Here is a 3375-nt window from a genome sequence, read left to right on the forward strand (position 1 = left end):
TCCTGATGTGAAGTCTTAAAAAACTGACTGTCAGCTTTTTGAGTTTTGGGATATTGTCTCACATTTTCGAGGGATACGGAAGGTGGGTGGTCGTTGAGCGCTTACGATTATCCAGTTCCCAGAACCTATAATATTCACCTTCTTTCTGCCATAAATCGACACATATTTTTGCTTGACATACAGAGAATAATGTAGTACATTCGTATTACAAGGAGGGCGATAGGGATGGCCATGGACGCAACCGTACAGATCCGGATGGATGGTGCCCTGAAGGAGCAGGTGGAGACGCTCTACCGGGAGATGGGCACCTCCTTTGCCGAGGCAGTCCGCATCTTCGCCCGGCAGAGTCTGCGTGAGGGCGGGATGCCTTTCCGCCCCACATTGAAGTCCTGGGAGGAATTGACCAAAGACGAGATTGACGTTAAATTGTCCAGCAGTATGGCGGATATTGATGCAGGCCGAATCTATGACCAGGATGCCGTAGATAAGCGGATGGGGGAGAGGTTTTCTCATGGATAACCCCCGGCGGTATACGATCCGCTATACGGAAACCGCCCTGCTGGACATTGAGGAAAAGGCGGAGTACATTGCCCAGCAGCTCCGGGACAGCGCCCTGGCAGCACAGTGGTATCGCCGGCTGAAGGCCTCTATTCAGGGGGAACTTAGTTTTTTGCCATTGAAGTACCCCCTGTATGACGTCTCTCCCTGGAAGGAGCGGGGTGTCCGCATGCTGCTCACCCGGAATGATGTGATCCTATACTCCGTCGCACTGGACAAGCGCCAGGTCTACATCCTGGGCGTCTGCACAAGGGGGCGCGATCTCACGCGGCATCTCCAAGGAAGTGAATCATAAATGAGCTGGCCGGAAGGGCGTCACCGCCCCTCCGGCCAGCTTGTTATACCCCGGCGCTGCCGGTGATAAGATTCAGGATTTCCTTAGTGAACACGACGACAATGCCGCCGGCGACAGTGAGCATGCCGTTGGCACGCCGGGAGGGGTCGTGGCTCTTGAAGGAAAGGCCCACCTGGAGGATGCCGAAGCCCAGCAGGATCAGGCCAATAGCGCGGATGAGAGAAAATATAAAATCACTCAGGTTACTCACTACCGTCAGCGGCTCATTGCTGGCCGCCAAGGCGGGGACAGCGGTACACGTGAACAGGACCACCAGGCAGGCAAAGCACTTGAACAGCCTCCGGGCCCAGGCTTCAAAGGTACGGGTACGGGATTTCATAGCTGCAATTCCTCCTTCTTTTCATCAGCTGCGGAAGGTTCCTCTATATAAAACAGCGGCCGGCCCTGGAAGACAGGGCCGGCGCTGTGGTGGATGTAGGGTGGGCCGCCGCCGTCCACCGTATAGCGGATGGCGGGGTGGTCCATGAGTTCGTACTTCTGGTCCAGCACAGGCGGGGTGCCCCGGATGAACAGGATGCAGTACCGGTTGTCCAGGGCGCGGACCTCGTCCGGGGTGAGCAGCTCCCGGCCGCTGATCTGGAAGTTGGTGGAGTAGGAGCCGGACTTGCCGTGGGTCTCCCCGTGGGTTTTCATATCAATGGTGGCCTTGCCCAGCATCTCGGAGATGTATTTGTGGGTAGTCCGCTATGCAATCTGACTCCTGGGGTCTATTCGGCTGAGGTCCGTGGGGTTGAGATCCTGGAAAAGGATACGCGGCCTCCTTTGCGATACACTCAGTCCAGTCTGGCTGCTGATATGACCTGTATTGCCAAGTATGTGGACGATCCCAAAGCAAAAGCTCTGCTCAGGGAGAAAGATAAAGACAAGCCGGACGAAAACGGATCTATCGGGACCCCAGCGACCAGAGCAGGCATTATCTTGGGCCTTATCAATCACGGATATCTGGTGGATGATGGCAAGCATGTCATCTCCACGGAAAAGGCCCGGGAGTTTTACCGCATCCTCCCGGATGAGATAAAAAAGGCGGATATGACGGCGTACTGGTGGGCGTTACAGGAAGATATCAGAACCGGAGTAAGAGACTATCACGTTTTGACGGATAGTGTGTTGGACACGGTGACACATATAATTCACACGCAATACCCCAAACTGCCGGATGCGCTGCTTACGAAGCTGGCAGCCGAAAGGCAGTGCGCCACACCGCTTGGTATATGTCCTCGCTGTGGTGGGAAAATTGTGGAAGGGAAAAAGGGATTCGGGTGTTCCAACTGGCGCAACGGGTGTAAGTTTGTTATCTGGAAAAAGTCTAAATTACCAATGCTGCAAAATGTCGTAATTACAGCGGCAAATGTGATGACGTGGCTGTCTTATGGATGGGTGGACGGATCAGAAAACGGGCAGAAGATTACACGCAAACCTGTTTGCTTTAAAAACTTGGTCGCACAGAAGGGTGGTACATTTGAGGCAAACTTATACTTGACTGATGATCCCAACAGCGTTTATGGAACAGGTTTTAAGCTGATGCTAAATCAGAACCAGATGACATTGGGAACATGCCCAAGATGTGGCGGGGTCATACAGGAGTTTTCTATGGGGTACTCATGCTCTAATCACAAAGAGCACGGGTGTAATTTTATCATTTGGAAGAAGCCCAAAGCACGTATGCTGAGCAAGGTTCGTTTTTCCGCATCTGATGTCAGAGAACTGCTGGCAGGTAAGATGATCGCAAAGAATAATTTGACCAAAAAAGACGGAACTTTATTCTCTGCATGTTTGAAACTGAAAGACGATCCTAATAGTCCATATGGGCCTGATTTTGAACTTGTATTCCCACGCAGATAGCATGCCCTTGATTTGAATAAAATAAAATAAAGTGATAGAAGCAGAAGGGGGAGGGGCGTTATTACATATAGAACTCACATACTTGGCGGCGTGGCGGCAGCGGCTATCATAACAACTGTATCAGCACGCGGATGCCTTGAATTTCTGCCCCCGCTTTCCACACCGGCTGTGTTTGGAAGTTTTGTTGCCGCCATGATAGGCAGCATACTACCAGATATTGACCAGCCAACCAGTATGGTAGGGAAAACCCTCCCTATCATTTCCAGATTGATGCGCGGGGCGTTCGGGCACAGAGGATTTTGTCACAGCCTGTTATTCCTGGCACTGATATACGGGATCACCATGACGCTATTTTCGTCTATGAAATTTTATGCTCTTGTGCTCTGTTTGGGAGCAGGGTCCCATTTGCTGTTCGACATGTTCAATCGGCCTGGAATTCCACTTCTTTGGCCGCTCAAGATACAGTTCCGTTTGGCAAAGATAAAGACAGAGTCTCAATTTGGTACAAAACGGAGCTGTTGACAAAGTCCACACAATCCCAAGAGTAAATGGTAGAATAGAGTTACATGGGGGTGGGAGAATGCAACTGAAGCTCCATATGGTGACGATAGAAGATCTGG

General features: G+C 51.6%; 5 protein-coding genes and 1 pseudogene. 4 read left to right on the plus strand and 2 right to left on the minus strand.

Annotated elements, in window-relative coordinates; translation table 11 throughout:
- The first annotated feature begins 225 nt into the window (after nucleotides 1-225).
- Complete coding sequence (locus H6B51_RS16615; RefSeq protein ID WP_204884714.1) at nucleotides 226-519, plus strand: type II toxin-antitoxin system RelB/DinJ family antitoxin; 294 nt, start codon at nucleotides 226-228, stop codon at nucleotides 517-519.
- Nucleotides 512-853, plus strand: a complete 342-nt coding sequence (locus tag H6B51_RS16620; protein ID WP_204884715.1) for a type II toxin-antitoxin system RelE/ParE family toxin — start codon at nucleotides 512-514, stop codon at nucleotides 851-853. The genes H6B51_RS16615 and H6B51_RS16620 overlap by 8 nt, the downstream gene beginning before the upstream one ends.
- Nucleotides 854-896: 43 nt before the next feature.
- Here H6B51_RS16620 and H6B51_RS16625 read toward each other — a convergent pair whose 3' ends face one another.
- On the minus strand, nucleotides 897-1232 hold the full coding sequence (locus H6B51_RS16625; RefSeq protein ID WP_204884716.1) for a formate hydrogenlyase: 336 nt from the start codon (nucleotides 1230-1232) through the stop codon (nucleotides 897-899).
- Nucleotides 1229-1597: pseudogene (locus tag H6B51_RS16630) on the minus strand (type IV secretory system conjugative DNA transfer family protein); the annotation flags it as partial. The pseudogene H6B51_RS16630 and the gene H6B51_RS16625, both read right to left, overlap by 4 nt.
- Here H6B51_RS16630 and H6B51_RS16635 point away from each other — a divergent pair.
- Both H6B51_RS16635 and H6B51_RS18530 read left to right on the plus strand, forming a co-directional pair.
- Nucleotides 1586-2755, plus strand: a complete 1170-nt coding sequence (locus H6B51_RS16635) for a type IA DNA topoisomerase (protein ID WP_335342197.1) — start codon at nucleotides 1586-1588, stop codon at nucleotides 2753-2755. The pseudogene H6B51_RS16630 and the gene H6B51_RS16635 sit on opposite strands and share 12 nt — an antisense overlap.
- Nucleotides 2756-2815: 60 nt before the next feature.
- Nucleotides 2816-3277 (plus strand): metal-dependent hydrolase, encoded by a 462-nt coding sequence (locus H6B51_RS18530; protein ID WP_418055079.1) that lies wholly within the window; start codon nucleotides 2816-2818, stop codon nucleotides 3275-3277.
- Nucleotides 3278-3375 lie beyond the last annotated feature (98 nt).

Source organism: Pseudoflavonifractor phocaeensis (genome assembly GCF_016901955.1).
GTDB classification, from domain to species: domain Bacteria; phylum Bacillota; class Clostridia; order Oscillospirales; family Oscillospiraceae; genus Flavonifractor; species Flavonifractor phocaeensis_A.